Source organism: Herbiconiux ginsengi, from assembly GCF_900107435.1.
In the GTDB taxonomy this organism is placed as follows: domain Bacteria; phylum Actinomycetota; class Actinomycetes; order Actinomycetales; family Microbacteriaceae; genus Herbiconiux; species Herbiconiux ginsengi.
Genome location: NZ_FNPZ01000005.1, coordinates 90,110 through 117,043 on the forward strand (window position 1 = coordinate 90,110; position 26,934 = coordinate 117,043).

Sequence of the window (26,934 nt, forward strand, 5' to 3'; positions counted from 1 at the left end):
GTGAGGGTGCGTTCTGGTTTAGTCGAGTTCTGGCTGCTCTGGGTTGTCGGTGAGCGCGTTCGCGAGGGTATGGGCTGCTCGGAGTACTCGGCTGGCGGTGTTTCGGATGGTGTCGGGGTCGCAGTTGCTCCAGCCAGCGACGTATCCGATGCTGTATTTGCTGGTGTCGAGTCCCATGATGCCGGCGACGATGTAGGCGACGCTTTCGGCTTCGGTTTCTTTGATGCCGCGGTGCTCGATGTACTCACCGGACTCCTCGTCGGTGTGTAGCAGGACGTGTCCGGCCTCGTGTAGGACGGTTTTGGCGGCTTGGGCGGGGGAGAGGTCGGCGTCGACGATGACGCGCTTGCTTCCGTCTTGGGTGGTGTATCCGTTGACCTCGCCGGGGATGGGTTCGCGGGTCACGGTCCAACCAATCGACGTCAGGTAGTCGGAGGCGGCGTCGTAGATGCCAGCCGGGTCGTCGCCGGTAAGGCGCTGTCCCAGCGCGCCGGGGTCGGGCTGCGTGGGGTCGATGAGGTCGGTCTGTGCCCGGTCGAAAACGGACAGGACGGGGAAGTAGGCTACAGTTTTCGCGCCGTCCTCGCCTGCATCGACTTTCTCGCCGTCGCCTGCGTCGCCGGTGAGCTTCTTCTGCCGGAACCCGAAGATGCGGATGCCGCGCTCTCCTTTACGCACCTGGCGGCCGAGTTGCTGCCACTTCCGGAACCCGGCGACATAGGTCGCGGTGGGGCATTGGGTGAGGATCAGGACGAGGTTGTTGAACGAGTAGTTGTGGAACGCCTGAGCGAACGTGAGGAATCGCTCCCATTCGCCGGTTTCGCGCAGCTTCTCGACCTCGGTAACGATCGACGCCTGCAGCGTCTCGGCGTGGGCGCGGCGCTCCTCGGGGGATTTGCTGGGGCGGGTGCTCGTGACCTTGCGCATTGCTCTCTCCTCTCAACCAACCCCTCACGTTGTTTTGCCGTGAAGGCGGTTGACCGCCGCCAGGGAGAGGCGACCGGAGCGCCAGTGACCGTGGAATACCGGACTGAGCGCAGCGAGGGAGGATATGCCGCGAAAGCACTGGCGCTCAGGTCGGCCGACCGCACACTGCCGAAGGCTTCACGGCACAAGAACGGCACCCGTGGGTGCCTGACAGTCGGCCGGTTCGCCGGCCGTCCGATTGCGGTGCGGGCTCCGTCCCGTGCCAGCCGCCCTATTCGTGAGCTGTGCGCGCCAAATCGCCGCCGATCGACTGCGCGAGAGAGGGCGGAACAACCGGTGGCGACAGCGTGGGGGAGTGGGTGGTGTCAGTTGCTTACCTCGCAATCGAGGCAGATCGGCGCAAGCACGGTTCCTCCGAGACGGTGTGACATGCCGGTGGAGGGGCAGGACAGGTTCCTGGTGCGCTTTTGCACCTGGCCTTCGACCTCCAAGGCCTCGTCCTGAGTGAGCTCGCCCGCGTGCTCATCTGCGGGGTCGGTGCGAAGCTCCCATTCGACGCGCTCCCACGCGAGCACGATGAGGTAGGCGTGCGCCGCTTCGTCGCCGTAGTCCTCGAATTCGCCGGCGCCGGGTTTTCCGTACCCGGTGCCACGTTCCGGGAGGTAGCAGGAGTCGGTGACGTACCGGTAGGTGGTGGCCTGGTCGGGGAGGTCGCTTGGGAGCATCCACTCTTCGCGAATGCACTGGGCCTGGATGAAATCCACGGCGGCCGCGACCTTTTGGGGGAGCGGGATGGTTGGGGGTTCGATACTCATGGTGCCCTCCTTGGGCTAGTGGTATGTGGATGGAGGGTGCGGGGCCGGCCTCCGTGGCCGCCCCGCACCCGGGCGGGTTAAAGAGACCGGAGCATGGCGATGATCGGCACGAACGCCGGGTGCACGCTCAGCGTCGCTACCACGGCGTCGACAACCTCGGGGGAGGGCTTCTGCTCGATCGCGTCGGTGACGGCCTTGGCCTGCTCGTCGCTGAGTCCTTTCGTGTCGCCCTCGTCATCGGCGGTCAGCGCGAGCGCCGAGCCGAACAGGGCGGTGGGGTGGCCGAGCGTGTGGGCGATGATCGTCAGTGGCAGGTTGAATGGTGCCCTGTTGATCGCGCCTTCGTCGTCCACGTAGAGGTCGATGCCGTCTCTGCAGCGGACGACGTCAAAGTTCCGGGCGTCGATCGCCTGCTGGATGGCTCGCCAGGTCTGCTCGGCGGGCACGGTGACCTGTTGCAGTTGGGCGGCGCCGATCAGGATGCCGCGAAAGGTGGTGGTCATGGTGTGTCTCCTCAGTGGTCGTAAGTGGTGGGTTCGGTGACGGTGAATCCGTCGATCAGGCCGGAGCGCATCAGGTCGAGCTCTTCGACGGTCGACCACACGGCGTCGTGCTCGTCGAATGGAATGACGCCTCCTTCCCAGCCTTCGCCGTGCTGCTTGTCGAGCCATTTCGAGGCCAGCTCGATCTCATTGGCGGCGGTGATGGTGTCCCCTGCGGGGGTGGACAGAGTCAGCACGACGGCTCCTTGTTCTCGGGGAGGGTGAATCCGCGGGTGCCCTCGAAGTAGGCGCGGGCCTTTGCGTTGGTCTTGATCGCCTCCCACGCCTCGGGGGATACGACGTAGGCCGGGTCGCCTTCGGCATCGGTGAATGCCACGCATGTCCGCGCGTCGAGCACCGCTCCGGTGACGGGGCAGGTGATGGCCCGCCCGACGAGGTAGGCGACCATCTGGCCACGGACGATGTTTTCAAGGGTTGTGCTCATGGGTTCTCTCTCGTTCAACCGTTTTTTTGCCTGTCTGGCAAGCGCAGTGATTGAGAGTGGACGGCCCGTAGTGCGTGCCAATTCGGGCGAAATGAGCCCGTCAGGGCGCGTCCGGATTGGTGGGCACGGAGGGCCGGGAGCGAACTATCGTGAAGTGGCCAGACAGACGGAAAAGTGCTCGAGCGGCACTGTGCCGCGCAGCGGCTCAGATCTCGATCGGGACCGGCGCCGGCGGCGCCGGCGCTCCACTTCGATAGGGCTGGCGCCGGCCGCGACGGCGTTCCGCTGTCGGTCGGAGGTTCCGGCCTCCGTGCCGGGGTCGGGGGAGTGGCCCGGCGTGACAGCAGTAGGGGAGCCGCCACGCCGGGGGCTTGCTACTCCTCGGACTGGTCTGCCTCATTGCCCGAGTCGTCCTGTTCGGCTCCAGGGGCTTCGGTCGGGGCGTCGGCGTGCGCCTCGGCGGTGACGATCTTCTCGACGTCGCTGAGGGTGTAACCCCAGGCTTCGAGCTGGGTGAAGTAGTGGCCGTCGCGGGAAGCGGGGGAGCGCCAGGTCGTCTTGCTCGTGTTCGACTCGATGCCTCCGAGCACCACAGCAAGCGTCACGTGCTGTGCCTTCGAAGGGGTCTTGGCCACGATGCCCGCGAGCTTGTCGCGCTCGTAGTACCCGCCGCGCTCCACGCCCATCAACTCGTGCGCGAGCGCGTTCCCGTCGCGCGATGCGGAGCCGACGGTGAGCCCGTGGACGGTGAGTCCCTGGGCGATGAACTGTGCGGCATCCTTCGGAAGGGTTTTGCGGGAGAGGAATGACGCGAGCCACTCTCGGCGGACGACCGCGGCGCTGGCCCATGCTTTGTTGTTGGCGATCAGCGTCTTGCGCTCGGCTTTCTGCTCGTCGGTCATCGGTCCGGTGGTCGCACCGTGTCCGCTGGATTTCCGGAACCCTGCGCCTTTCGGGTCGGCGATGTAGAACATCGCTCGCACCTGACCGCCGAAGTAGGTTCCGACGTAGACGGCACGACCCTCGGCAGCATCGACCTGCTCCTGGGTAAGGCTCTCACCGTCTGCGCTCACGAGGTTGCGGACAAGGGTGTAGTCCGTTTCGTAGTGGCCACGCTCTCGATCGAGCACCGTGTATCCCCGTGCGGCGTACTCGGCTTCAACTGCGGCTTTCTCCTCGGCCCGAGCTTTCTCATCGCGTGCCCGCTGGGCGGCGTGGGCGAACTGGCCCGGGTCGGTGGTCGCGGTCTCGATTAGGTCCGCCACGGTGTCGTCGTCGCCCTGAAACTCGATCAGAGTTGCTGCCTGGTCGAGGGTCAGCGAGTGCGACACGATGGCGGACGCGGCGGCGGCGTTTTCCGCCACGGCGATTCCGGCCTTCACGGTCGCGGGCTTGGTGTTGAGCCGTTTGGCGATCACGGTCGGCGTGAGGCCTTCGAACGCAAGCTGCTGGTAGGCAGCTACCCGGTCGGCGTCGGTGACGGCCTCGCGGTGCTCGTTCTCTGCCATCTGCTGAATGATGCGATCCACGGTCTTCTCGTCAGCATCGACGATGTAGGCGGGGATGCTCACCAGCCCGACCTCACGGGCCGCGAGGGTGCGGCGCTGACCGGCTCGCACGATGACGTTCCCGTGCTCGTCGCGGCGGGCGAGGATCGGTGTCAGCACCCCGTTCTGCTTGATGCTCGCCAGGAATTCGGTGGGCAGTTTCGCGTCCGTCCGCACGTTGGCTTCGACGACGATCTGGTTCGGGTCGATGTGCTCCACGGTGCCCTGCGCGGTGGAGTTGGCGTTGGTGGTTGTCATTTAGGTTCTCTCCCTCAACTGTTTTTTCTGCCTGTCTGGCAGGCGCAGCGATTGAGAGCGGACGTGCCGGAGTGCCGGGTCGTGGAATACCGGAGCGCAGCGAGGATATGCCGCGAAAGCCCGGAACGCAGGCTCGGGAGCGAACTATCGTGGAGTGGCCAGACAGACGGAAAATCTCGGTCAGCACCTGCCGCGTCGCGGCTCCGCTGGCTGGCGTAGCCAGCACCAATGTCCCACCTCCCTGAGCCGTCAGCTCGAGGCGGCGAGCTTGGGCCGTATTCGACGCGCCGGGGATGAATCCGCGGGGCTTCCACTGGGGGCGTCAGGATTGATAGCACGCTAGCGAGCTATCTAGCACTGTGGAGGAATGATGACGACGATCGACAGCAAGCCCCCGAGGAAGCGTGATGTCGCTGTCCAGCTGAACACTCGGGTGTCGCTTGATAACCGCGAGTTGCTGGACGAGGTGGTGGCCCGTGAGGGGATCAGTCTGCGTGCCGCGGTCGAGATGGCGATCCGGTCCACGTGGGGGAGTGGAGCTCAGAAGGCTGATCCGTCATGAGCGCCGTCGAACCGTCGGTGCCGCGAATTTCGCGGGATCGCCTCAAGGCGCTGAATTTCGCCGCGGCTCAGGAGCAGGACGACAGCAATCCTCTCGTTGGCTATAGCGCACGGGTGTGGGCCCAGGTGTCGTTGCCGTACCGAGACCCGGGCGATGTGCCTTTCTGGACTCGCAAGAACGGCGATGTCGAGTTGACGATGCGTCCTGCTCTTCTGTCGAACGCGGATGGCACGAAGTACGAGGGGTTTGCGTACGGGCTGTTGCCTCGGCATGCGCTCACCTGGATTGCAACAGAAGCGGTCCGCACGCAGACCCCGGTCCTCCAGCTGGGCTCGAGCATGAATACGTTCATGCAGAAGATCGGCTTGGCCAAGGGCGGGCGGGATGCGAAGCGACTCACCGAGCAGCTGCAGCGGTTGTTTGGCTCGCAGCTGTTCGTACGCGGCCTAGCGATGAATGAGAACGGCCGCGGTGAGGTGACGAAGTACTTCCAGATCGCTGACACCGTGCAGTTGTGGTTCTCCAAGGAGGTCGGCGACGAGAATAAGGGTTTGTGGTCGTCGTCGGTGACGTTGTCTGAGTCGTTCTACCGGTCGATCGTCGATGCTCCAGTGCCGGTGCACCTGGAGGCGATGCGCGCTTTGGGTTCGTCGCCGATGAGGCTCGATATCTACCTATGGGCGACGTACCGAGTGTTCACCTTGACGAGGCCGGCGAAAATTCGGTGGACGGAGTTGAACGATCAGTTCGGTGGCCAGTACGGGTCGATCCGTCAGTTCAAGGCGGCGTTCATCAAGAACCTGCACGAAGTGAAGTTGGTGTACCCGGAGCTCAACGTTGAAGTGACTCCTGAGTTTTTGGTGCTGCGGCCGTCGCGCCCGCATATTGCGCCGACGAAACGTCGGGTCGAGCTCATTTAGCCGGCCGGCCCGTTGGCGGAGTGACAAACGGCGTCACAGAGTACCCATGACGTGGGGTGTCACCAATTGCCCACGGGCGGCTGTCACAAGTTACCCACGGGCCGCGATCAGGCGCGGTGGCCTTGGGTTCGCGGTGACGGGCTCAGGTGTGCCGGAACGACCGCGGGGACTGGTGACGGGGGTTTTATGGCCGTAGGACGTCGCTGAGCGCCGTGCTGGCAGCGCGTGTCCGCTGCCGGTAGTCGCGTGGGTGGGTTTGGTTCAAGATTTGGGCCGCTCGAGTCCGAGTCCTAAGACTCAACGCCGGTCCGCTGTGTGGTCGGCTCGAGAAGTGATGTCTTCTACCGGTGGATCTATCTGTAGAACTACAGGGGGCCACCTGATGCGTGCCCGGGATCGCCGTCATTGCAGGCATCGAAGCCTCTGGGTCTGTTCTGGGCTGTCACAAGATACCCACGTCGGCGTCATCAGACACCCACGAAGGCGTCACTGAAGACCCACGTCTGTCACCAATTACCCATGGATTTCGCGGGGGACTTTGGTGACGAGCTTGTGTGGACAGCGCAGGGCCGCTGTTCGTCACCAGATACCCACGATTCGGCGCTCTGGGCCGTCACCAATTACCCATGAGACATCGCCGTCGAACCGGTCGAACGCTGCGTTCGGCGGCGTAATCAGATGCCCATGGCGGACATCATGCAGCGGATCGAATTTTGTTGCGATCTTCATGGGTATTTGGTGACGGCTCGGCCCGCCATGTCACAACGCCGGAGCCGCAGTCTCCTGCTCCGTGGTCGTCTACGCGACGTCGCCGAGCTGCCAGCGGCTGTCGGGGTTGAGGTACCCGGCGTTCACGTATTCGCGTGCCTCACGATGGTTTCCACGGCCATCTGCTGAGCGTGGGTATCTGGGCCAATTCCGTTCCCCGGACCCTGTGTCGCGAAAAATGGGACGAGCAGAGACGTGGGGTCTTTTTGGTCGTTCACGTGGGCTGCTGGTCATGGTGTCGTATTCAGCGAGCCACCAGGCCCAGACCTCTCGTTCTTCGCTGTAGCGTCGCGCTCGGGCAGCGAGGGTTCCAAGTATCCCGAGCTTCCGTGCAGCGGCATCCCGGAGGTCACGAACGGACCGTATCCAGCCGCCGCCACGTTTGATGACGAGTCGCGAGTGACGCAGGCGGCTCAGAGCGGTGGTCGCCGTCCGTCGATCTACACCGAGGAGCTCTGCTGCCCCGTCGACAGTGATCGGGTCCGGACGGTCCCGGAGTTCTGCGTAGATTCGTCCGGCGGTGTGTCCGTGGCCAGCGCGAGTAAAGACGTCATGCCGGCCGTCGGTCAAGAGATGGGTCAGCTTGCTGAGGATCACGGTGCGGTTGCTGAAGAGTTGGCCCGGGGGGCGGGGGTTCTTAAAGGGTTGTGACCGGTCCTTGTCGGAGGGTGTGGAAAAGTCGGGGGTTAGCCTGAATTCGCGGGCGTTGGGACCGTCTGCTGTCCTGATCGTTTCGATCCAGCCGTCCGTGGTGAGCGCTTTGAGGGCCGTGTTGGCGGTGGTGCGTCCGATGCCGGCGAGGAGGGCGAGGTCGCGGATGGAGGCGCCGATGATCTCCTTGCCGGTGTGCATGCTGAGGTACGTCAGAGCGAGGAGGACGGAGCGTTGGCTGACGGCGGCTTCGGTGCGTCCCCACCGGCCGGGGCTTGCGTGCAGGCGCTGCAGGAGTGCCTCGGTGGTGGTGATGATGCTGTCCAGCTGGCTGAGGTCCTGGATGCGCGTGGTGGGCGGAAGGCCCTGGCGGAAGGTTGCGATGTCTTGTGCTTTGGCCCATTGCCGGTTGAGGCGTTCTGCCGCTTCGTGCGCGGCTCTGGGGCGTCGTGCGCCGCGGCCGGTGTTTTTGGTGCGGTAGTGCTCCATGCCGGGGGCGGTGCGGGCGGCGTGTTCGATGTCGCGGGTGCTCCAGCCGGCTGTCGCGGCGGCGAGGAGGCACATGAACCCGGTCCAGGAAGGGTTGCTGCCGCCTCGCACGGTGGCCATGTGGGCTTCACCCCAGCTCGTGAGCTTGCGGTGGGGGCGATGGTTGTTGGTGGGCCCGGAAGGTCCGCTCTGTTCCGTGTGCGCGCGGGGGGCCGCGTTCTCGAGGGCGACGGTCACGGCGGCGAGTGCGGCCGGTTCGGCGTTTGCGTCCAGGAGGCTGTCGATGGTGCCACGAAGCACGGTGGAGTGGCTTCCGTTGCGGTGGGGCGACAGGGGCGGGCGGGCGGCGCCTTCGCGGGCGTTGAGGAGCATGCCGTGGTCGAGGCTTCGGTAGTGGGCGCGGGCTGCGGTGGCGAGGGCGGCTGTGGCGATGGCGGAGAGCCCGCCTCGGGGGGCGATCCAGATGTGGCGGCCGCCGGAAGTGGAGGATTCGCAGATCAGGTGCGGCACGTTGTGGGTTGCGAGGAGGGTACTGAGTGCGTCGCAGTCGTCTTGTGCGGTTTCGGGTTCGTCGGCTTTGGCGTCGAAGTCGAAGCAGAGCAGCCGGAAGGTGCCGTGTTCATCGGCGAGCCTCATGCACCAGGGCGTGGTGGGGGTGTGGGGGTTGAGGCGGTGCAGGTGGGGGTATTCGTTGGCGTGGAGTTGGCCGTCGGCTTCACGAACCATGATCCGGACTTGGTTGCGGGGGCTGATGCGGCGGGTGAGTTCCCATGCGGTGTGGGTATTTTGTGACGGGTGGGTATTTGGTGACACGCCGCCCGGTTGTGCTGCATTTCTGGGGGGTTGGCGCGTTACGATGGGAATATCTCCACTCCGGTGGGTGGGTACGACAAATGCCCGGAGCTCATCCGGTCCATGTTGGGAGATCGGCCGCGGTACCTGTTTGGGTCGCCAAACTTTTCGCAGGTTCGTGGCTGAGAGGCTTTGGCCCGTCGCGTTGCGGCGGGCCGCTTCTTGTTAAGCGGCTGTGATGCGGGCCTCCTTGGGTGGGGGGCGCACGCTGTCGGTTGCAGCTGCGAGCTGTGGGGCGTGGGTATTTGGTGACACGCCGGTGTTGCCGCTGTGCTCAGTTGTGGCGGAGCCTACAATCCTGAACATAGGGAGACCTCCCGTGAGGGTTGGTTGATCTGGTTGAGCTCGAGCCTTCGTGCCTGGAAGCTGGTGGTTCGAGCTTGTTTGTGGGAGATGCCCGCCGCTGTTGCGGCGGGCTCTTTCGTTTTAAGCGGAGATCGGCAGCTCCTCGTAGCGGGGGAGGAGCGGGGCCTGGGGTGCGAGTTCAGCCATGCCGACCTCGCGGGCGAGGACCGAGGCGATGTAGTCGTTGACGCTCATGCCGTGAGCATCCGCCTTTTCGCGGACTGCTTCGCCGAGGGGGGTGGCGACGCGTGAGATGAGCGCTTGGCGGTCGCCTTTGCTTTGCCGGCCGCCTCGGTATCGCTGGCTAGTCATGGCACTGAATCTAGGGGGGTTAAGAATCAGATTCTGGGAGGGTGGCCGGTGTGTCAGAGGTTTTCTGAATCTGATTCTTGATCCTGTGGGCGCATGCCAATGGACACCGTCGATGAGGCCGCCGGCGATGTCAGGGAGAGGGCTTACTCGCTGAACGCCGTTGTCTGGTTGCTGTAGCCGCGAAGGGCTTGTCGCAGCTGCGATTTCTGTACGACCCAGCGGCTTCCGACGTGGAAAGCGGGGATCACGCCGGATTCCATCCATCGGTAGATGGTGGGTTTCGATTTCGCGAACAGAATCATGAGGTCGCGGTAGGTGAGTTCGTCGTCGAGGCCCTGAAGCACGTCCACCGGCGATGCGGGTGTCTGAGGGGAGCGGCTGTTGGTGGTCGCCAGCCAGGAGCGCACTTCGTCGCGGAAGACCACCCAACTGCGTTCGATCCGGTAGGCGGGGATGATGCCGCTGGAGAGGCGTGTGAAGACGGTGACGCGTCCAACGCTGAGAATCTTGGCCAGCTGTGCTGTTGTCAGGGTCGGCGGGTATGACGCCCAGTAGGCGTCTTCCTCGTCGGCGGGAGGCGGGTGTGTCATGAGTCGTCCGGTCTCGGTTGTGGGAGATTCGGTCAGAGTTTTGGCACAGCTGACGTTCGTCGGTGGTGCGGCCAGGTCTCGGCTCGTATCGAGTATCATCCCAGGATCTGCTCGCGGACGCTCGTTCCGAAGCGGCGTTTTGGACACGTAGTCCCAATGGTTGACTGGATGCCTGATGCGGACCGAAGGCGGTGGTTGTTGTCATTAGTAGTTCCTTGCGCAGCTGTCGGCGGGGCAGAGTTCGACGCCAAAGAGGGCGAAGAATTTTTCGGGATCGATGAACCCGGCGACGGGTGCGCCGAGGGTTTCGGATGTCGGGAGGGTAGCGACCTGGGTGTCGGTGTTGCCGTCGACGTTGATGCGGATGTCGAGGTGGCAGCCGGTTGAGGGGCCTTCGTCCCCGGTGAGAGCGATCTGTTGGCCTGCGGTTACCGCGTCTCCGACGCTGACGGTGACGTCGGCGAGGTCCATGTGCAAGTAGGAGACGGTGTATCCGGCGGGGGACTTGATGGAGACCTGGTAGCCCTCGACGAGCGCGACGGTGCCGTTCTCGATGGAGTAGATCGGGTCTTTGCAGTTACCGGGCCAGTGTTGGAGGTCATCAGCGGGGTGCCAGCTCGAGGCACCGCTGGTAGGGGCACCTCGGGGCCCGAAGTCGTCGGTCATGTTGAACCCGGGGGAGAGGGGCAGGACGACGCTGCCGCTGGCGCAGCCGGGACCATTGGGGCCGCCGGCGAGGGCGGTCGCGATTGCGTCTGCGGCTTCGAAGAAGGGGGCGTAGTAAAACGGGTCGGCGTTGCCCTGGACTTTGTGCGCGGCGAGGGTCGGTTCGAGGTTCTGCCAGTCGGGCACGCCTATGAGGCGCTCGAAGAACGCGGTGGCGGCGTGTGTCGGGTCCACGACCTGCTCACGTGTGCCCCAGGTGCCCTGGCACCATTGCTGCTGGAAGAGGCCGAGGGAGCAGGTTGGGGTGCCGTCGGGGTTGGTGACGCCGTTCCCATCGTCTCCGTAGTGGACGTTCACGAGGGTGCTTTCTCCGATGGCGGTCATGATCCCGATGACTTGGGCTTTGTGGTCGAGGCCGAGTGCGCTGGCGGCGTTCATGATGTGGGCCGCGTTGGTCAGTTGTTCGCCTTCGAACCCGGCGACCGAGTCGGTGGGTATCTTGTTCGGATCGACCGTGCTTGCGGTAGCGGCGCAACTCGCGGCCGCACCGCTTCCTGTGAAGACCAGCACGATGAGCAGGAAGACCGTGGCGAACACGATCAGGGGCGCGCCGACGGCGATCAGCGCACCTGTGTTTTTGTGGTCCGCCATAGCATCAGCTCTGGGCGGGCCGGATTCGATCGGCGAGCCAGGGGGCACCTGTCCCGGCACGGCTCAGGCTCACGTTGTAGGGGCCGGCATCGGTCGGCACCTGGACGATCAGCGCGACGTCGGTCGAGCCGTCGAGGATACGACCTGTCCCGGTGACATTGTGTACGGGGACTTTAGCGGGGTCGGTGCCTTCGTGAGCCTTGGCACCGGCCTGACTCATCAGGGGGTAGAGGTTGTTCATCCAGGTCTCGGCATCGAGTGTCGGCTGGCCGAATGTGGCTACGACCTTTTCAGCTGCGACGATCGCGGAGCTCTTGCTGTCGCCGCTGGCTTCGGGAACAGGAATGATCATCGCGTCATCGCTGGGCGGGGTTGGGTTGGGGCTGGCGGCGAATGTCGGCGTAACGGTGGTCGCCGGAGGGCTTGTGTGGTCTACCGCCGGCTGAGCGACGCATCCGACGAGGGTGAGTGCTGCGAGGAGGGGCAGCGCCGTTGCTGCACGGTTCATAGGCCGTCCGCCACGGTGGCAGTGACTTGGAGCCATGCTTCACGGGTGGCCGGCGCGAGGGCGTCGAATGCGAGCGTGCCGCCGTCGACGAGGGCGTCGTCGTGGGGGACGTGGTGCACGGCCCGGGTGAGTGAACGGAAGTGGGAGTCGAGCCGGCGGACGAGCTCTGGGTCGGCGACTTTCGATGGGGAGGCGAGGACGGTGACGGCGTTGCGGACTTTGTCTTCGTGTCCCTTTTCGTAGAGGCCGTCGACGAGCCATGCAGCCGAGTTGGCGGTGTCTTCGCGGATGGTGGAGACGATCACGAGTTGGTCGGCGGCGGCTAGCGCGGCTTCCCAGTTGGAGGCTCGCATGTTGTTTCCGGTGTCGACGACGATCACCCGGTAAAAGCGGCTGAGGGTGTGGTGCAGGTTGTCGAAAGCGGCTGCGTCGATTGTGCTGGAGGCGGCGGCGTCTTCGTCGGAGGCGAGCACGTGGAACTGAGTGGGGTTTTGCGCCCGTACGTAGTTGTCGAGGTCTCCGACGCGGGCGTTGCGGATGTCGTTGAAGCGGTCGAGGTCCCGCAGCAGGTCGACGGCGGTGTTCTGATGGCGGGCCGGTTGTGCTCGCCAGCCGAGCGTTCCTCGGGTCTCGTTGTTGTCCCAGGCCAGGACGGAGCCGCCCCGGTGGATGCCGAATGTGGCAGATAGCAGCATTGTCGATGTCGTCTTGTGGGCGCCGCCTTTGGGGTTGATGACGACGATGGTGCGGGGTCCGCTGAGGCTGCGCGCGACGCGTTCGATGGCGTCGCGGTGGGCGAGTTCATCGGCGCTGGGGGCGGGTTTAATGAGTCCACCGGTGAGTCTTCGAACTGTGCCTTGCCAGCCCATCGTCGCGGGCCCGATAGGGGCCGGCGGGCGGGACTGCAAGAGGTCATCCAGTGTTGGTCTCGGCCGACGCATTAGGACCTGCGGCATTGAAGACTTAAAGTCGTCCGGTGAACCGTCGGCGTGCGCTGGAGAGGGTGGCTCGGTCGGCATTACGGCCCCCGCGGCATCCAGTCCCGACAAGGGTTCGATGTGGCCGTCCGGGTGCACTGCAAGGTCTTGTTCGCCGAGCGGGTCGCGTGTGTGAAGGCGGACGGGTCGGCCGAATTCGATCGCAGTCGCGGTTACGAGGGCCACGATCTCAGCACGGACGGCAGAGTCCGTGCTCGCTGAGACGTCCTGCACGTGTCCGTTGATGGAGACGGTCCCGGTCGCATCTGTTTCGACGGTTGCTTCAATCTTGGGAAAGGTCGGAACGGTGAGGTTCATAGTGTCGAGCGTAACCGGAATTGGGCATATGCGTATCAATGCGAGCAATTAGTAGCTAATTGGGTAATGTGAATTCCGTGCCCCGGGGTCACCCCTCAATGGGGGCCATGACTTCATGTTCTACCAGTGTCGAGGGTGATGCAAGAAACATGACATTCGGTACTCCAAGTCTCAAAATTGGGAGGTGCGGCAGTTTGACGAGTTTGAATCCGTGGTTAGTTCCTCAGGATCGATCGACGGAAGAGGTCCCGCCGTCGAGGGAATTTCCCACCCGGGAGAGGGCCCGGACGAAAGTCACGTCTCCGCAGCCGGGTATTCCCACACCGGACGTGGTTGATCGCTTACCGCGCCGAGACGCAGTGTGGCCAGCGACGGTGTGGTGGCTTGGGGTGCACGGTGGCGCGGGGGAGTCAACGCTCGCGATGCTCGCCGCCGGTTCTCGCCCGGCAGGGCACGCGTGGCCTGTCCCGACCATGCCGGGCACAACGCATCGAGTGGTGCTGGTGGCGCGCAGCAACTATGCCGGCATCAGCGCGGCACGGCTCGCCGCCATCGAATGGGCGTCCAACACGTTGGGTGACGTGATTGACCTGGCCGGACTGGTTGTGATTGCAGACGCTCCCGGCCGTACGCCTAAGCCACTCCGCGACCTCGAACGAGTTGTTGCCGGCGGACTACCGCACGTGTGGCGTCTGCCGTGGGTCGATGCCTGGCGCGTCAGCCCAGTTGATTCACGCTTGCCACTGCACAAAGAGTTCCGCCAGCTGTTCTCCGACCTCGAAATCACAACCGCGAGCACTCCTGCTCACCACTGAAAGGACACACCTTGTCTCTCTCACTAGTAGCCGCGCATGTGCTCACGACAGCCGGTCAGTACGCCGGCCTTCTCCCCGACCCTGACCCGGTAGCACCACCCGGCTTCGAGGGAGTTGCGACGATCCTCAGCTGGGCGAAGTGGGTGGGCCTGATCGCCGCGATTCTCGCTCTTATCGCCGTGGCCGTGATGTTCATGTTCAACTCTCGCCGCGGCGAAGGCGGCGAGCACATCAAGACCTTCGTCGCCATCCTGATCGGCGTGATGATCATCGGCGCCGCCACCGCCCTCGTCGGATTCCTTTCCGGCTCCTAGACCGCCGCCACTCTGCCGAAGGGAACCACGCATGAGCAGCACCGAGACCAGAAGCCCGTTCAAGAGCCGCGGATTCATCGCCGCGGCCATCGTCGTCGGGATCATCGTCCTGGCCGGAATCGTCGTGCTCGTCAACTCACTCACCCGCGGCGGCGACCCGGTGACCACCGCAGCACCGACACCTGCGGGGAGCGCCGAACCAAGCTCGGCAGATGCGAGCGTCTGCGGGCTGGAGGGGTTCGAGGAAGAGAGCAGCCTGACCTCCGCACCCGAGAACGAGTGGGTGCTTGTAGGCACGATGGCTGCGCCTGCAGAGGGGTCGGACGCGGGCCCCGGTGAGGTCGATGGCACGTTCCGGTCCTGCTACGCCCACACGGCAGAGGGCGCACTGTTCGCGGTAGTCGGCTACTTCGCGGTGAGTTCGGACGCTCGGAACACTTCGCGGCTGTACGAGTTGCTGGCTTCCGGCGGTGTGCGCGAAGAGTTGGAGGCCAATCCGCAGGAGGGCGATCCATCCACGGTGCGGTTGCAGGTGGCCGGATTCAAGGTGAACAGCTACACGGCCGAAGAAGCGACCATCGACGTTGCCTGGTCCTCAACCACGCAGCAGGGTGCGCTCATCAGCCTGCCAATGGTGGTGCAGTGGGAGGGCGGCGACTGGAAGGTGCTCGTACCTGACTCCGGGGTGCCGTACGCACCGACCCAGATTCAGAACCTCGGAGGATACATCCCGTGGGCGGGGGTCTGATTTTGGCCGCTGCGGCGGACCCGTGTAGTAACCCTCTCTATTTTGCGACCCACGCCCCGGAGTGCGCGTCCAGCGGGGTAGGCAACATCATCTCGCAGGCATCAAACGACGCCGTGCAGGAGCTGATGAACCGGGTGTTGGAAGGGCTTGGGAAGGCGCTGGCAAGCATCGGGACGATGTGGGTCAACGTGCCCACGCCGGTGCTCACGGCCGGCAACGGCGCAGGGGTGCTGCCCACCAACTACCCCGGCGCCGACCAGTTCACGACGATCCTCTCGTACGTGAGCTACATCGGGTTGACGATCGCCGTTCTGTCGATCGTCGCGCTCGGCGCGCTCATGGCATTGCAGTCCCGCCGCGGTGAGGGCATCCGGAACGCGGGCAAGCTCGGCGTGATCTTCATCGCCATTACGCTCATCTCGGGGGCGTCCGCCCTTGTGGGCGGGCTTCTCTCCGCTCGAGCGCCGGAGGGCTCGTCGTCGACGGTCGGCTTCCTGCAGAACGCTCTCTGGTACTGGGTCGGCGGGCTCGCGATCCTGTCCATCATCATTGCCGGTATCCGGATGGCGTGGGAGCAGCGGGCACAGCCCGGCAAAGACCTGATCCAGTCGCTCATCACCCTTGTTGTGGTGTCCGGCACCGGCCTGGCCGTGATCACTCTGGCCACGACCGCTGCCGACCAGTTCTCCGTGTGGATTCTCCAGGGGGCGACCAACTGCGACGTCTCCGCGGCCGGTAGCCAGTGCTTCGGCACGAACATGGCCGCTCTGATCACCCTGACCGCAGGGTCACCTATCGGCGTGATCGGTGTGCTCATCCTCGGCGCGATCGCCCTCCTGATGACCTACGTGCAAGTCGCGCTGATGGTCATCCGGGGCGGCCTACTGGTCGTGCTCGCGGGCGCGCTCCCGCTCACGGCGAGCTTCACCAACACGCAGATGGGCAAGCAGTGGTTCGGAAAGATGATCGGCTGGACGCTGGCGTTCATCCTGTACAAGCCCGCGGCCGCCCTGATCTACGCGGCCGCGTTCAGCCTCGCCGGCACGGACGCCTTCCAAGACGACGGCGGGGGCATCTACTCGATCCTCACCGGCCTGGCTCTCATGCTCATGGCGCTGATCGCGCTGCCGGCGCTGCTGAAGTTCGTGGCACCGATGACGGGTGCAGTCGCTGGAGGTGGCGCTGGGGGGCTCGCTCTGGCCGGCGCCGCTGGAATGGTCGGCGGCGAGGTTGCCAGCGGTGCGGTTCGACGGATGAGCAGTGCTGGCAACAGCGGAGGTGGGGTCAGCGGGGGTGGCGGTGACTCCAGCCCGAGCGGCGCGAGCATGGCCGGGAAGGGCAGCGCCACCCCGGCACCCTCACCTGCGGGCGCGAGTGGCGGCGGTAGATCGGGAGCGAGCGCCGGTGCATCCGGTGGCGGCGCGGCCGCTGGCGGAGCCGCTGCGGGCGCAGGTGCGGGAGCCTCGGCAGGTGGGGCTGCCGCGGCCGGGCCCGCCGCACCGATCGTGATGGGCGCGCAGATGGTCAAGGAGCGGGCCAAGGCCGTGGGTGAGGCCGCTCAGGGAGCGGTCCAGTCGGCCACAGACGATGCAACCGGAGCGTAGGGAGTTCGTGCGATGACAACGACAGATGGTGCGCCCCCGGCGTACGGCAACTGGACCAAGCCCAAGACGGCCGGCCTGCTCGGCCTGGGCACGATCGGGACCGCGATCCTGTTCTTCGGGGCGGGGTTCAGTGTGATCGTCACGATGGCGTCGACCATCGTCAATGGCCTGCTCACCGCTCTGGTGTTCGGGCTGTTCTTGCTGACGGTTTCCGTCAAGGACAAGCACGGCCAGAGTCTGCTGATGCGGACCACAACACGGATGGGATGGATCGCTACAAAGAGCAAGGGATCGAACATCTACCGGTCGGGGCCGCTGGGCCGCGCCGAGTGGGGAACGACGCAGCTGCCCGGCCTGGCGGCAGGCTCCCGGCTGACGGAGTGGCGCGACAGTTACAGCCGGCCGTTCGCGCTGGTGCAGGTGCCGAACACGTCGGACTTCACGGTCGTCATTGGCACCGAGCCTGATGGGGCTGCGCTCGTCGACCGTGAGCAGGTCGACGTGTGGGTGGCCGAGTGGGGCATGTGGCTGGCCAACCTCGGAGACGAGCCAGGGATCGAGGCGGTGTCGGTGACGATCGAGACGGCACCGGACACCGGCACGAGGCTGCGGCGCGAGGTGAGCTCGCGCATCGATCCGAACGCACCCGAGTTCGCCAAGAGCATCCTCAACGACCTGGTGGAGCACTACCCGGCCGGATCGGCCACGATCAAGGCATACGTGGCCATCACCTTTAACGCAGCCGCGCGCGCCGGGGGCAAAAAGCGCACCCCAGACGAGATGGGCCGCGAACTCGCCTCACGACTTCCGGGCCTGACCCAAACGCTCTCAGCCACCGGCGCCGGTGCGACGCACCCGCTGAGCGCCCAGGAGCTCTGCGAGGTCATCCGCGTGGCCTATGATCCCGCGGCCGCGCGGTTGATCGACGATGCCAACGCGGCGGGCGAGCCGCCCGAGCTGTATTGGCCGGAGGTTGGCCCGACCGCGCATCAGGCCAACTGGGACACCTACCGGCACGACTCCGCCCTGTCGGTGACGTGGATGATGAGCGGCGCCCCACGCGGCAACGTACCCTCGAGCATCCTAGCCAGGCTCCTCGCACCTCACCGCGACGTCGCCCGAAAGCGAATCACGCTGCTGTACCGCCCGATCGACGCAGCCAAGGCGGCCGCACTCGTCGAGGCGGATGCGCGTGCGGCGATGTTCAACCTCCAGTCCTCGAATAAGCCCACTGCTCGGAGCGTTACCGCGACGAAGTATGCACTGGCGACCGCGCAGGAGGAGGCGTCCGGGGCGGGTCTGGTGAACTTCGGCATGCTCGTCACCGCCACGGTGACGAATGCCGCCCAGGAGGCCGACGCGAAAGCGGCGATCGACAGCCTGTCGGCCACCGCACGGCTGAGGCTGCGCGTCGTGCACGGATCGCAAGATTCCGCGTTCGCGGCGGCGCTCCCGCTCGGCCTGGTACTTCCCAAGCACCTCCGCATCCCCACCGAGGTCAGGGAGCAGCTGTAATGCCCGCGATCGACAACACCCGCCGCAGGATCCGCGCATCGAAACCGAAGGAGCTCGCTGCCGCCAAGCCATCGAAGGCCGACCGCGAACGGGAGAAGAAGCCCGCCGTAAAGCGGCCCGGGCCCCGCGGGTGGCTGGGTCGTGCACGAGGTGAGGCGAGCGTCGTCCAGCCCGTTGACGAGTGGCGTGGCACTACCGTGCAGGTCTGCGGGCTCCACCCGTTCTCGGTCGGCACTGGGACGCCGATGATCGGTGTTCCACTGGGCTTGCAGCTGTTCACGGGTGCGACTGTGTGCGCCGACCCGATTTCGTGGTTCCAGGACGCCGGACTCATCTCCAATCCCTCGGTGTTCGTCCTTGGCCTGCCCGGTCTGGGGAAGTCGACGCTGATCCGGCGCATGGCCGCGGGCGGCGCCGGCCTCGGCAACCTGCCACTAGTGCTGGGAGATCTGAAACCCGACTACGTGGACATGATCAAAGCCCTCGGCGGCCAGGTCATCACCCTCGGCCGCGGCCGCGGCCACCTCAACATCCTCGACCCCGGGGAGGCCACGGCCGCTGCCGAGCGGCTGCGAGCGGCGGGCAAGGAGAAGGAGCGAGCGATCGTGCTCGCGGACGCCCACGGCCGCCGCCACACGATGGTGTCGGCGCTGCTGACGATCCTGCGGAAAAACCCGCCCTCCGCCCGCGAAGAGGCGATCATCGACCGCGCTCTGAAGGTACTCGACGACCGGGCGGCCGGCGTCCCGGTGCTCGGTGACCTGCTAGCGGTCATCCAGGAGGCGCCACCCGAAGTGCGCGCGGTCGCGCTCGACCGCGGCGACGACGACCGCTACCGGCGCATCACCGAAGAGCTGGAAGCATCACTCATCAGCCTCACCACGGGCGGCCGCCTCGGAGAGACGTTCGCGCACCACACCGATGTGCCGATGATGCGCGACCGCCCAGTGGTCTACGACGTGTCCTCGATCGACGATTCCGATACAGACATGCAGGCCGCCATCCTGCTCGCCTGCTGGTCGGCCGGCTTCGGCACGGTCAACATTGCGAACGCCCTTGCGGATGCCGGGCTGGAGCCACGCCGCCATTACCTCGTGGTGCTGGACGAGCTGTGGCGTGCTCTCCGCGCCGGTCAGGGCATGGTCGATCGCGTCGACGCGCTCACCCGCCTCAACCGGCAGCGCGGCGTCGGCCTGGCAATGATTTCGCACACCATGAGCGACCTTCTCGCGCTGCCCACCGAATCCGACCGGATGAAGGCGCGCGGCTTCGTCGAGCGCAGCGGCATGGTGATCGCCGGCGGCCTGCCTGGCGCGGAGATGCCCATGCTGACCAGCGCCGTGCCACTGTCGCGTGCGGAGCAGGAACTGTTGGCGTCATGGCAGGACCCCGGAGCGTGGGACACCGGCGCCGGCCGCGAGGCGGAGCCGCCTGGGCGCGGAAAGTTCCTGATCAAGGTCGGTGGCCACCCGGGCATCCCCGTGAAGGTCGAGCTCATCGAAGCAGAGCGCGCGATCAACGACACGAACAAGCTCTGGCACCCGGCCGATTCATTCCCGCAGCCGGACGAGTCCAACCCGGTGATCGGCCTGGAGAGCGCCGACGAGGTGGAACGCGAGTTCGAGGCTGAGGTGCCGGGCGCAGCTCGAGCAGAGGAAGGCGCAGCATGAGCACCTCGAACCGGCGCCGCGCACCTGGCCTCGACGGCTCAACGATCCTGCTCCTGGTCGGGCTCACGCTGGCTGTGCTGGTGCTCGGCACGGTGTGGGCGGCCGTGGCGTTGGGATCGAAGCTCGACGACGTGAATCCTGAGCTCACTGGTGACCCGTTTGAGCTGTTCTTCGGGGTGCTCCGCGGCAGGGTGACCTGGCCTGGCTCAGCCACCTGGATCGCCGTGGCGGCCGGGGTGATCATCCTCGCTCTGGGCATTCTGCTGTGGGTGGCGATCGCCCGCGCCCGCTCGCGGCGCACGCGCGTCGACGAGGCCGCCCAGTTCATGGGCAAGGGCAAGGATCTTGCCTCGCTGTCGGCCAAGAACGCACGCGCCACGGCGCAGCGCCTCGGCGTCGACGGCTGGATCGGCGTCACGATCGGCGTCACCGTCGTGGGTCGGCAGAGGCTCTACGCCTCCGCGGAGGACATGATCGTCATGGTTGCCGGCCCCCGAGTCGGCAAGTCGACCTCCTACGTTATTCCGGCGATCATCGATGCTCCCGGCGCAGTCGTCACGACGTCGAACAAGCGCGACGTCGTGGATGCCACCCGGGACGTGCGTGCCGCGAACGGGTCGACCGTCTGGGTGTTCGATCCACAGGGCATTGCGCGGGAGGAACCGACCTGGTGGTGGAATCCACTGTCTTACGTCACCGACGACACCCGCGCAGCCCGCCTGGCTGCGCACTTCGCATCATCAACGCTGACGGGCGGCTCGTCCGAAAACTCGTCGTACTTTAACCGTGCCGGCGAGAATCTGCTTGCCGGCTTCCTTCTCGCAGCCGCGCTCGACGGCCGGCCGATTACGCAAACGTTCACCTGGACGACCCGCCCAGGAGAAATCGAGCCAGTGAAGATCCTGGAGCGGCACGGATTCAACGGCATGGCTGACGCCGTCGCCGGTGAGGTAAATGGCGAGCCCAAGCGCCGCGACAGCGTCTACGGCACCGCCGCGCAAATGGTGGACTGCCTGAAAATCGGCAAAATCGTCCGCTGGGTAACCGCACTGGGTGGCGACGCGACCGCCGACCCGCGGCCGCAGTTCTCACCCGAAGCGTTCGTGCGGAGCGAAGACACGCTGTACAGCCTGTCAATGGAAGGCCAGGGATCGGCCGGTCCGCTTGTCACCGCGCTAACCGCGATCACAGTCGAGGCCGCGGAGGAGTTGGCCACCACTCAGCGCGGTGGGCGCCTCAAGGTGCCGATGCTAGGGGTGCTAGACGAGGCTGCAAACGTGTGCCGTTGGCGAAACCTCCCAGATCTCTACTCGCACTACGGATCGCGGGGGATCGTTCTCATGACGATTCTGCAGTCCTGGTCACAGGGCGTTGAGGTGTGGGGGAGAGAGGGCCTTCGCAAACTGTGGTCTTCGTCCAACGTCAAGATTTACGGCGGCGGTGTCGCGGAAACGGAGTTCCTCGGAGAATTGTCTCAACTGGTGGGGGATTACGACAAGCACACCTCCTCGACATCGGTCGGGCGCGGCCACCGGTCGACGTCGCATCAAACGCACCGAGAGCGCAATCTCGACATCTCGGAACTCAGCGCCCTTCCCCGTGGCCGAGCTGTCGTGTTCGCTTCTGGATCACTGGCCACACTCGTCGAGACATTGCCATGGATGCGCGGCCCTCATGCTGCGATGGTCCAACAGTCGATCGCGGCGCATGACCCGGGCGGGCGTGGTCTGCAATTCGTTCGTGAATTCAGGGAGCGCACGGCTCAACAATCGAGCGGTGACGAAGCTTTTGAGGACGTTCCTCATGGGCGATAGTTATGATGAACTGGACGCCGCGGATTTCGATGCACTCGACGTCGTGCCCTCAAGTGCTCCTCCGTCGCTGGTCTTTGGATCCGTCGACGAATTCGTACGCGAGAAGCTGATCCAGCAATACCGGCGCGTGGTGGGCCCGCCGGGCAGAGCCCATCGGCGGTGGGCGGCTGAATGGTGGCGCTACCCCGAGGCCGTGTCTCGGCTGGAGGCCCTCTGGCGGTCATGGGAGCATCTCAGGCTCGACGGTGCGACCGGATCTAGCATCTGGTGGCGGGACCATCTCGACCCGCACATGGCCGTGCTCATGGATGTGGATGGGCCATTCGCAGAAGCGAAGGATCAGAACGACCCGGGAGAGCCGCTGCCCTACGCGCACCCCCCGACCGGGATGTTTCCGGACGTGCGTACCGCGGACGTGGTGTGAACTTTACCCTCAGGGTTGAGGGGTCGCAGGTCCAAGTTCTGCCGTACCGACCAAAGTCGTCTGTCTCAAACCTAAGGGCCGAGAAAGTCCGCGAGTGAGCCAACAGAGGCATAAACCGCAGGATTTCCCGCCGAGAGGCCGGGGCTCCTGCTGTTCTTATCGGCCCGAGATTCGCGGTGAGCCTCCGCGGCGGCTTCGAGTTCTCGAACAGCCCGCCAACTCTCACCTATCGCGGAGATGGCGACATTTGCGGCGAGGTGAACGGGGTTGAAGAATGCATCCAGGAGTTGTCTGCGAATCGGATCCGGCGCACCCTTGTACAGCTCTTCTGGGTGTTCGAGCATGTCCAGATTGGTCAAGAGCATCTTGCTTGGCGGTCCAAGGTAATCGTCGCTAGACGTGCCTTCAACTCATCAGTCGCGAGCTCGCAAGTAGAGTTGCTTTAGTTAATGTCTCCCGCAATGCGCGGTCTGCCATCCGCGTGTCGTCAAGCGCAGCCGCCACCTTAGTGCGCAAGTCAGCCGTGAAGGCCTTGTCCAGATGTGTCCGTCGAGTAGATCGGGCCTCCGAATATCGACGTCTCAAACGAGGGCGGCTCGAACTCCTGAAGTTGAACGCGAGTTCGATTTTGCGTTCGAGACAGGCACGTTCGGGTGTTTGGCAGGTCAGCGGCGGATGTGACGTGCAATGTCCGGTGGTTCTCACTTGGGGTACATGGTGATGATCATCTCTTGGGCCTGGTGACGAGCTGATCTACCGGAACCGTTGCCACCCATGGTGCTGAAGGTTGCGCGTGAAACTGAAGAATCCACCTCAAACCATTGCCGTGCATCGGCGACGATATCCATGCCAGACATTCCATTGCTGGCTCTGCCTTGGGGGAATGTTGCTATAACTCGACAACTTCGATCGGCGAGGGTCTCGAGCAGGCGTCCTAGGCTCGCCCTGGCAGTGCTAACCATGCTGTACTCCGAACGACTTCGATCCGAGATATGAGGTGCCCGACCCGCACCGAACACGTCGGTATAGCCCCCCACCGCAACGGCTTCCAACACATGGTAGAACCGGCTGTACTGAGCGGCGGAATAGGGTGGATCCAGGAACACGACCTCGTTGCCCTCGAGGTTCTGTGCGAACTCATTTGCGTCGGCCTGTACGGCCCGTCCTTCGACTTGTGCGTGCTGACTAGTAATGCCGTCGAGTGACGAGGCCACTTCCTTGAGCAGATTCCTTCGCCAGATCGCGTCGATGTGAGGTAGGGCATTCTTCGTTGGCTGGAATGGTTGCGCGGTATGTCCCGGTGACGCCGAACTGCGACTAGAGGATGAGATGAGGGCGGCAAGTGCGGCTTCCGCCTCAGTCGGTTTGGTCGGCAAATTGGCTCGCAACGTGCCTATCGCGAGAGCTTGCTCAATGCTGAAATAGTGCCCCCCGTACGAGCGAACGAAGACATCACTGTGCTGAGTTGCGATCTCCCGGAGCGCCTGGACCTTTTCCGCGTCGAGCGCTTCGCTAAGCATCCTGCGCTCAAGAGCCACCGAGGCGTCTCGCTCGATTAGCTCGCTCGCCCGACTAGTCCACTTCGAGCCGAACTTGCCTGGGTCGAGGGGCACTGTTCGCCGAACCACGGCGCCACTGAGGGCCACTGCGTACATCTGCAAATCCACCGCCGTGACATGAACCGGCAGTATCTGTGAGGCGAACATTGCGACGGCGCCAGACCCCGAGAACAAGTCGACAAATCGGTCGCCAGGCTTGAGGACCTTCTGGAGCTGGAGACCCAGGCCGTTCTGCAACTGAGACCGTTTGGATCCCATGTACTTCACGCCGACATTCCCCACAGTCCTGGCAGCTCGAACTGAGCGAGGCGGCTGAAAATTCGTGGGCACGCTGCAGCTAAGTCCAAACTCGTGTAATTGCCCACATCTCGATCGAGCCAGTCCTCAACGACGTCAAGTTCATCACTTATGTCTTCCCAGAAGTCGCGTAGGTCATTCGTAGCGGGTGCCGTGCGCCAGATACCTCGTTCAACACCCAATGCTTCCCACCAGAACGACGTATCGTCTAGGCCCGATCCTGCGTCCTCGATGAGTCGACGAGACGCTGTGGTTGCGAGAACTAAGAGAAGCGCTGCGCGTGACATCACGTGCATGTGGTGGGAACGGTCAGAGGAGGCGCTGTCCTGTGCAGCGTTCCGGAGGATGTCTAGATCCAGCGGCTGCTGTGAGCGCATCAAAAAGTTAGCCGTTCTTGAGCTTGTCTGGCCGACACCCGCGACCTTCGCTATTGCGTTCGCCGCGGCTGCGAATGGCCCGGGGCGTGCAGTGGGCCCAGCTCCTTCTACGGCCTCAAATGCTCGCTCGAAGGTCACTCGGAGCAAATGTAGGTCAAGGTTTGGAAACCCATTGGGTCCGGGCTCAAGGGCGCGCCACAAGTTAATGGCGAACCGAGCACTCGCCGACGTGTCGACGAGATCTGGTTCCACTACTCGGTTTGGGCGGTAGCTGGCTTCATTTCGCGAGAATTGGTCGTTAGCAACCCGTTGAATGTCGAGACCGAGAGATTCGATCCAGCTCGTCGCGATCGGACCCCAGCCGGAGTACTTAGGGGCTGCTCCGAGCCATTCGCTCAGGTTTCGCCCGTATGGGCGAATGACGTCTCCCACCAATGACCACGAACCAGGCTTTGTTGACCACCACTGAAGCGCCTGCCAAGTAAATGTGTGCGTAGCTCCCGCACCACTGACCTTGGTGACTGACGTGGGGCTCGTGACAACGAAGTGCTGTTTGTCGAACACTCCAACGCCGTGGGCTGCAAGGATTGACATCGCCGCTCGGAGCTCTGCGTAGTACGCGAGATGACGAGCTGCTCCAGTGTCACCTGCGAGATGCGATTGCATCGCCCGTCCCAGAAAGCTCCAACCGTCCGAAGCGTGAAGTGGCGCCGAAGCAGCAATGTACTCCGCTAGGTGCTTCTGGTTGACGCCGCCATTCGTGACATCATTTTTTATTGCCATGACCGTATCGCGGCGATAGGAATTTTGTGCTCCAAGCCAGCGATCCTTCCTGAAGTACCGATCGAGCTTGGCGTAAGTGTCTACGACCGCCTGAGCACTGGCAAGCGCGAGGTCATTCTGGGCGGCAGCGCTAAGGCTTACATTCACTCCCGTCCCTGATTGGGTCATCGACGGTCCAGACCCAGCATCGATAGCACTTCCGATGCAACTTCGGCGATTTGTTCGTTCCGGCCGTTGGCGAGATGAGAGAGAACATCCTGACGCAGCTCCCGATAACCAGTGCTTCCGCGGAACCGCGCCTTGGAGCTGCGTTGTGAATCGGTCAGCCCCGGGGCGCCGTAAGTTCTCCAGTCATATGAAGCAAGTTCAGTCGCGATTTCCCGCAGGAAGTTATTAGCTCTCAAGGTCGAGAGCGACCTAAGGCTCTCGCTGAGCCCAATCTCTGATGTGCCTTCAGCAAAGTCGCTCGCCGGCCAGTTCCTCAGATCCAATTCGTCCGCACGAACGAACGACAGGTCGTTCAACACCGAGAGTACTGCTCGCACGCCCTGATCTGTATTAGGGAGGGTTGTTGGGCCGGCGAACGCAACATCACCATCAGCCTCCGGATATTCTTCACGAAGGGCGGCCGCCCACGGTGCCTCGGTTACTGCGATTTCGTCGCGCAGATGTGACCAGGCTGCAATCAAGAACGCGGCCTGTTGGGATCGTGTCCAGGGAAGCACCGCCTGATCAGCTCCTGCGGGCGCGCCGTAGAGGCCTCCAATAGGCACCCGGTTGCTCTCCCATTTCTTGACGAAGGTCGACAATAGCGAGCGAATCCATGCGGCCTGCGTGACCGACCTGCGTCCGCCGTCACCTAGCATGTCGATTCGCTGATGCCACGGGCTCTTTGGATAGGACCACAGCGCTTCCGTCAATTCCTGGGCTCGGGACTCGCGGTAAATGGTAGGACCACCCGCATGCTCGAGCCAGTCCTCGGTTCGCAGCAACGGGTAGAGATCGAACCCAAGGGAAGTGTTGATCTTGGCCGGCTTGATGTTGATTGTGTAGAAGAGGTACGCCTGCCAACTGACGTCAAGTCCGTGGAATATGACCACGGGCAACTCGAAGTCTTCGTCGGTATTTTCGTCGAAGGCCCAAAGACGATGCTGACCATCAATGACCTCGACGGGCGCCGTCTGCTTGGGCTTCCAATTGCTGCTCATACCTTCTGGCAGCGTGATTTCCGCGAACGTTCCCGTCTGCGAAATCTTTACGATGTCATTGGGGGCAACTGCACCGCCTTCTCGAACGTCGTCAGGCAACAAGACGTTCACCACAATCGCGGTCGGCAACCATCCTGGCTTCTTTAGATCGTCGTACCGTCCAGAGCGACGATCAGCACCCGACAACGCAGACCAGGGGAACCCATGTTGAACAAATTCAGCGATTTCCTCGCTTCGTTCTTCATTGTGTCTTCGCTGAACACCGAGATCACTTTTTCTCGACCCCTTGTGGGACGAAGAACGACGATGAATGTCGCAGAGCGCTCGGAGTTGGTTGGCTCGAATGGACGCAACGTAAAACTGTTCGGGTGGCCGTCGCCGATGCTGTGACTCGTCGAACTTGATCTCTTCCCAAGTTCTCAACCACTGACGAACGGGGAGTGCAGGAATGCTCGGCTGCTTGTCCTTGGGCTGTTCATCCTTGGGCATGACTTCATAGTAGAGGTGCCGGATCTCTCGGCGGTGCATTCGTCGAATCTGCGTACGTGCGCCACTTAACTCTGGTCGTCAGTTCTCGGTTACGGCATCGACCATAACTTTCAATCTTCGTGTAACGGCTAGCTACACAAGGCTGTCGCGGCTGTCGCGGCTGTCGCAAACGGT

At 64.0% G+C, this 26,934-nt stretch carries 27 protein-coding genes; 11 read left to right on the forward strand and 16 right to left on the reverse strand.

Annotated features, from left to right (window positions below):
• Positions 1 to 18: 18 nt before the first annotated feature.
• The 6 genes from BLW00_RS19495 to BLW00_RS19515 form a co-directional block, all read right to left on the reverse strand.
• Positions 19 to 927 carry an ArdC-like ssDNA-binding domain-containing protein gene (locus BLW00_RS19495; RefSeq protein WP_092557387.1) on the reverse strand — a complete coding sequence of 303 codons (909 nt, stop codon included), beginning with the start codon at positions 925 to 927 and terminating at the stop codon, positions 19 to 21.
• A gap of 365 nt (positions 928 to 1,292) precedes the next feature.
• Positions 1,293 to 1,742 (reverse strand): hypothetical protein, encoded by a 450-nt coding sequence (locus BLW00_RS19500; RefSeq protein WP_092557389.1) that lies wholly within the window; start codon positions 1,740 to 1,742, stop codon positions 1,293 to 1,295.
• Between the two features lie 77 nt (positions 1,743 to 1,819).
• Positions 1,820 to 2,245: a DUF3846 domain-containing protein gene (locus tag BLW00_RS19505; RefSeq protein ID WP_175494419.1), complete on the reverse strand. Its 426-nt coding sequence runs from the start codon at positions 2,243 to 2,245 to the stop codon at positions 1,820 to 1,822.
• Positions 2,246 to 2,256: 11 nt separating this feature from the next.
• Positions 2,257 to 2,481: a hypothetical protein gene (locus tag BLW00_RS23615; RefSeq protein WP_175494421.1), complete on the reverse strand. Its 225-nt coding sequence runs from the start codon at positions 2,479 to 2,481 to the stop codon at positions 2,257 to 2,259.
• The gene (locus tag BLW00_RS19510) at positions 2,475 to 2,729 is read right to left on the reverse strand and encodes a hypothetical protein (RefSeq protein ID WP_139256809.1); all 255 of its coding nucleotides are present in this window, start codon (positions 2,727 to 2,729) and stop codon (positions 2,475 to 2,477) included. The genes BLW00_RS23615 and BLW00_RS19510 overlap by 7 nt, the downstream gene beginning before the upstream one ends.
• Before the next feature lie 374 nt (positions 2,730 to 3,103).
• On the reverse strand, positions 3,104 to 4,534 hold the full coding sequence (locus BLW00_RS19515) for a ParB/RepB/Spo0J family partition protein (RefSeq protein WP_092557395.1): 1,431 nt from the start codon (positions 4,532 to 4,534) through the stop codon (positions 3,104 to 3,106).
• Positions 4,535 to 4,904: 370 nt separating this feature from the next.
• Here BLW00_RS19515 and BLW00_RS19520 point away from each other — a divergent pair, with 370 nt between their 5' ends.
• The gene (locus tag BLW00_RS19520) at positions 4,905 to 5,096 is read left to right on the forward strand and encodes a hypothetical protein (protein ID WP_139256810.1); all 192 of its coding nucleotides are present in this window, start codon (positions 4,905 to 4,907) and stop codon (positions 5,094 to 5,096) included.
• Positions 5,093 to 6,016, forward strand: a complete 924-nt coding sequence (locus tag BLW00_RS19525) for a replication protein RepA (protein ID WP_092557399.1) — start codon at positions 5,093 to 5,095, stop codon at positions 6,014 to 6,016. The genes BLW00_RS19520 and BLW00_RS19525 overlap by 4 nt, the downstream gene beginning before the upstream one ends.
• Positions 6,017 to 6,595: 579 nt before the next feature.
• Here BLW00_RS19525 and BLW00_RS23620 read toward each other — a convergent pair.
• The 7 genes from BLW00_RS23620 to BLW00_RS19550 form a co-directional block, all read right to left on the reverse strand.
• Positions 6,596 to 6,745 carry a hypothetical protein gene (locus BLW00_RS23620; RefSeq protein ID WP_175494423.1) on the reverse strand — a complete coding sequence of 50 codons (150 nt, stop codon included), beginning with the start codon at positions 6,743 to 6,745 and terminating at the stop codon, positions 6,596 to 6,598.
• A 69-nt stretch (positions 6,746 to 6,814) separates the two neighbouring features.
• The gene (locus BLW00_RS19530) at positions 6,815 to 8,650 is read right to left on the reverse strand and encodes a hypothetical protein (protein WP_245741695.1); all 1,836 of its coding nucleotides are present in this window, start codon (positions 8,648 to 8,650) and stop codon (positions 6,815 to 6,817) included.
• 552 nt (positions 8,651 to 9,202) lie between these two features.
• Positions 9,203 to 9,433 carry a hypothetical protein gene (locus BLW00_RS23090; protein WP_139256811.1) on the reverse strand — a complete coding sequence of 77 codons (231 nt, stop codon included), beginning with the start codon at positions 9,431 to 9,433 and terminating at the stop codon, positions 9,203 to 9,205.
• A 143-nt stretch (positions 9,434 to 9,576) separates the two neighbouring features.
• Positions 9,577 to 10,122 (reverse strand): helix-turn-helix domain-containing protein, encoded by a 546-nt coding sequence (locus tag BLW00_RS19535; RefSeq protein ID WP_092557403.1) that lies wholly within the window; start codon positions 10,120 to 10,122, stop codon positions 9,577 to 9,579.
• Positions 10,123 to 10,227: 105 nt separating this feature from the next.
• The gene (locus BLW00_RS19540) at positions 10,228 to 11,400 is read right to left on the reverse strand and encodes a M23 family metallopeptidase (RefSeq protein ID WP_175494425.1); all 1,173 of its coding nucleotides are present in this window, start codon (positions 11,398 to 11,400) and stop codon (positions 10,228 to 10,230) included.
• Positions 11,345 to 11,848: a hypothetical protein gene (locus BLW00_RS19545; RefSeq protein WP_139256812.1), complete on the reverse strand. Its 504-nt coding sequence runs from the start codon at positions 11,846 to 11,848 to the stop codon at positions 11,345 to 11,347. The genes BLW00_RS19540 and BLW00_RS19545 overlap by 56 nt, the downstream gene beginning before the upstream one ends.
• A complete protein-coding gene (locus tag BLW00_RS19550; protein ID WP_092557409.1) occupies positions 11,845 to 13,143 on the reverse strand; it encodes a MinD/ParA family ATP-binding protein in 1,299 nt (432 codons plus the stop codon). Before BLW00_RS19550 ends, BLW00_RS19545 begins: the two co-directional genes overlap by 4 nt.
• 149 nt (positions 13,144 to 13,292) lie before the next feature.
• Here BLW00_RS19550 and BLW00_RS24325 point away from each other — a divergent pair, with 149 nt between their 5' ends.
• From BLW00_RS24325 to BLW00_RS19585, 8 genes are all read left to right on the forward strand, one after another.
• Positions 13,293 to 13,958, forward strand: coding sequence for a DUF6668 family protein (locus tag BLW00_RS24325; RefSeq protein WP_322788351.1), 666 nt, complete (start codon positions 13,293 to 13,295; stop codon positions 13,956 to 13,958).
• A gap of 11 nt (positions 13,959 to 13,969) precedes the next feature.
• Positions 13,970 to 14,272: a hypothetical protein gene (locus BLW00_RS19555; protein ID WP_092557411.1), complete on the forward strand. Its 303-nt coding sequence runs from the start codon at positions 13,970 to 13,972 to the stop codon at positions 14,270 to 14,272.
• 31 nt (positions 14,273 to 14,303) lie between these two features.
• Positions 14,304 to 15,020, forward strand: a complete 717-nt coding sequence (locus tag BLW00_RS19560; RefSeq protein WP_092557413.1) for a hypothetical protein — start codon at positions 14,304 to 14,306, stop codon at positions 15,018 to 15,020.
• Positions 15,021 to 15,196: 176 nt separating this feature from the next.
• Complete coding sequence (locus BLW00_RS19565; protein WP_092557415.1) at positions 15,197 to 16,624, forward strand: hypothetical protein; 1,428 nt, start codon at positions 15,197 to 15,199, stop codon at positions 16,622 to 16,624.
• Between the two features lie 12 nt (positions 16,625 to 16,636).
• A complete protein-coding gene (locus BLW00_RS19570) occupies positions 16,637 to 18,139 on the forward strand; it encodes an SCO6880 family protein (protein WP_175494427.1) in 1,503 nt (500 codons plus the stop codon).
• Entirely contained in the window at positions 18,139 to 19,809 is a 1,671-nt protein-coding gene (locus BLW00_RS19575) for an ATP/GTP-binding protein (RefSeq protein WP_245741696.1), read from the forward strand. The genes BLW00_RS19570 and BLW00_RS19575 overlap by 1 nt, the downstream gene beginning before the upstream one ends.
• A complete protein-coding gene (locus BLW00_RS19580) occupies positions 19,806 to 21,623 on the forward strand; it encodes a type IV secretory system conjugative DNA transfer family protein (RefSeq protein ID WP_092557417.1) in 1,818 nt (605 codons plus the stop codon). Before BLW00_RS19575 ends, BLW00_RS19580 begins: the two co-directional genes overlap by 4 nt.
• On the forward strand, positions 21,586 to 22,047 hold the full coding sequence (locus BLW00_RS19585) for a DUF4913 domain-containing protein (RefSeq protein WP_245741697.1): 462 nt from the start codon (positions 21,586 to 21,588) through the stop codon (positions 22,045 to 22,047). The genes BLW00_RS19580 and BLW00_RS19585 overlap by 38 nt, the downstream gene beginning before the upstream one ends.
• A gap of 71 nt (positions 22,048 to 22,118) precedes the next feature.
• Here BLW00_RS19585 and BLW00_RS23100 read toward each other — a convergent pair whose 3' ends face one another.
• A complete protein-coding gene (locus tag BLW00_RS23100) occupies positions 22,119 to 22,406 on the reverse strand; it encodes a hypothetical protein (protein WP_139256814.1) in 288 nt (95 codons plus the stop codon).
• A gap of 342 nt (positions 22,407 to 22,748) precedes the next feature.
• A complete protein-coding gene (locus BLW00_RS19590; RefSeq protein ID WP_092557419.1) occupies positions 22,749 to 23,864 on the reverse strand; it encodes a DNA adenine methylase in 1,116 nt (371 codons plus the stop codon).
• A 1,151-nt stretch (positions 23,865 to 25,015) separates the two neighbouring features.
• On the opposite strand from BLW00_RS19590, the gene BLW00_RS23105 reads away from it, so the two are divergent.
• The gene (locus BLW00_RS23105) at positions 25,016 to 25,222 is read left to right on the forward strand and encodes a hypothetical protein (RefSeq protein WP_139256816.1); all 207 of its coding nucleotides are present in this window, start codon (positions 25,016 to 25,018) and stop codon (positions 25,220 to 25,222) included.
• 5 nt (positions 25,223 to 25,227) lie between these two features.
• On the opposite strand, the gene BLW00_RS19595 is transcribed toward BLW00_RS23105, so the two are convergent.
• A complete protein-coding gene (locus BLW00_RS19595; RefSeq protein ID WP_175494429.1) occupies positions 25,228 to 26,760 on the reverse strand; it encodes a DGQHR domain-containing protein in 1,533 nt (510 codons plus the stop codon).
• Positions 26,761 to 26,934 lie beyond the last annotated feature (174 nt).

What these genes read in the sequence shown, in the direction of transcription:
- BLW00_RS19495 (WP_092557387.1), bottom strand. Translation starts at nt 927, where the DNA reads ATGCGCAAGGTCACGAGCACCCGCCCCAGCAAATCCCCCGAGGAGCGC.
- BLW00_RS19500 (WP_092557389.1), bottom strand. Translation starts at nt 1,742, where the DNA reads ATGAGTATCGAACCCCCAACCATCCCGCTCCCCCAAAAGGTCGCGGCC.
- BLW00_RS19505 (WP_175494419.1), bottom strand. Translation starts at nt 2,245, where the DNA reads ATGACCACCACCTTTCGCGGCATCCTGATCGGCGCCGCCCAACTGCAA.
- BLW00_RS19510 (WP_139256809.1), bottom strand. Translation starts at nt 2,729, where the DNA reads ATGAGCACAACCCTTGAAAACATCGTCCGTGGCCAGATGGTCGCCTAC.
- BLW00_RS19515 (WP_092557395.1), bottom strand. Translation starts at nt 4,534, where the DNA reads ATGACAACCACCAACGCCAACTCCACCGCGCAGGGCACCGTGGAGCAC.
- BLW00_RS19520 (WP_139256810.1), top strand. Translation starts at nt 4,905, where the DNA reads ATGACGACGATCGACAGCAAGCCCCCGAGGAAGCGTGATGTCGCTGTC.
- BLW00_RS19525 (WP_092557399.1), top strand. Translation starts at nt 5,093, where the DNA reads ATGAGCGCCGTCGAACCGTCGGTGCCGCGAATTTCGCGGGATCGCCTC.
- BLW00_RS23620 (WP_175494423.1), bottom strand. Translation starts at nt 6,745, where the DNA reads ATGAAGATCGCAACAAAATTCGATCCGCTGCATGATGTCCGCCATGGG.
- BLW00_RS19530 (WP_245741695.1), bottom strand. Translation starts at nt 8,650, where the DNA reads ATGGTTCGTGAAGCCGACGGCCAACTCCACGCCAACGAATACCCCCAC.
- BLW00_RS23090 (WP_139256811.1), bottom strand. Translation starts at nt 9,433, where the DNA reads ATGACTAGCCAGCGATACCGAGGCGGCCGGCAAAGCAAAGGCGACCGC.
- BLW00_RS19535 (WP_092557403.1), bottom strand. Translation starts at nt 10,122, where the DNA reads ATGATACTCGATACGAGCCGAGACCTGGCCGCACCACCGACGAACGTC.
- BLW00_RS19545 (WP_139256812.1), bottom strand. Translation starts at nt 11,848, where the DNA reads ATGAACCGTGCAGCAACGGCGCTGCCCCTCCTCGCAGCACTCACCCTC.
- BLW00_RS19550 (WP_092557409.1), bottom strand. Translation starts at nt 13,143, where the DNA reads ATGAACCTCACCGTTCCGACCTTTCCCAAGATTGAAGCAACCGTCGAA.
- BLW00_RS24325 (WP_322788351.1), top strand. Translation starts at nt 13,293, where the DNA reads ATGACATTCGGTACTCCAAGTCTCAAAATTGGGAGGTGCGGCAGTTTG.
- BLW00_RS19560 (WP_092557413.1), top strand. Translation starts at nt 14,304, where the DNA reads ATGAGCAGCACCGAGACCAGAAGCCCGTTCAAGAGCCGCGGATTCATC.
- BLW00_RS19565 (WP_092557415.1), top strand. Translation starts at nt 15,197, where the DNA reads ATGTGGGTCAACGTGCCCACGCCGGTGCTCACGGCCGGCAACGGCGCA.
- BLW00_RS19570 (WP_175494427.1), top strand. Translation starts at nt 16,637, where the DNA reads ATGACAACGACAGATGGTGCGCCCCCGGCGTACGGCAACTGGACCAAG.
- BLW00_RS19575 (WP_245741696.1), top strand. Translation starts at nt 18,139, where the DNA reads ATGCCCGCGATCGACAACACCCGCCGCAGGATCCGCGCATCGAAACCG.
- BLW00_RS19580 (WP_092557417.1), top strand. Translation starts at nt 19,806, where the DNA reads ATGAGCACCTCGAACCGGCGCCGCGCACCTGGCCTCGACGGCTCAACG.
- BLW00_RS19590 (WP_092557419.1), bottom strand. Translation starts at nt 23,864, where the DNA reads ATGGGATCCAAACGGTCTCAGTTGCAGAACGGCCTGGGTCTCCAGCTC.
- BLW00_RS19595 (WP_175494429.1), bottom strand. Translation starts at nt 26,760, where the DNA reads ATGCCCAAGGATGAACAGCCCAAGGACAAGCAGCCGAGCATTCCTGCA.